This is a genomic window from Pseudoalteromonas sp. S3260, from assembly GCF_005886925.1.
GTDB lineage: Bacteria > Pseudomonadota > Gammaproteobacteria > Enterobacterales > Alteromonadaceae > Pseudoalteromonas > Pseudoalteromonas tetraodonis.
The window spans coordinates 1-291 of record NZ_PNCV01000432.1 but is presented as its reverse complement, the minus strand read 5'-3'; the positions used below and the strand labels follow the sequence as shown (position 1 = coordinate 291).

Below are 291 nucleotides of genomic sequence, written 5' to 3'. Positions count from 1 at the left end.
AAAATAAAGTAGTCGACGTCCAGCGCCCACAATACCATGGTCGCTAAAAAGCCTGTCGCTAAGCTAACTAAGGTTTTAATCGCCAAATACGAGTTAATGGACTCAAGAAAACGGTCGATTTGCGCCATTTTCATATCTGGGTCATCTAACGCTAAGTGAATTTTGCGACTAATACTGGGTCCTTCAAATAACATAAACACCACGGTAATGATGATTAAAAACAGGTTAGCCATCACCCCGCCTAGCCCAGTTAACATGTTGGTAGCTACATCAATCATTTTCCCAGGGTCA

1 protein-coding gene is annotated in these 291 nt (G+C 42.3%); it reads right to left on the bottom strand.

Annotation, left to right across the window (positions count from 1 at the left end; all coding sequences use genetic code 11):
• Positions 1-291, bottom strand: a 291-nt coding sequence (locus CWC14_RS19090; protein WP_138564433.1) for an AI-2E family transporter, incomplete at both ends; no start/stop codon positions are given.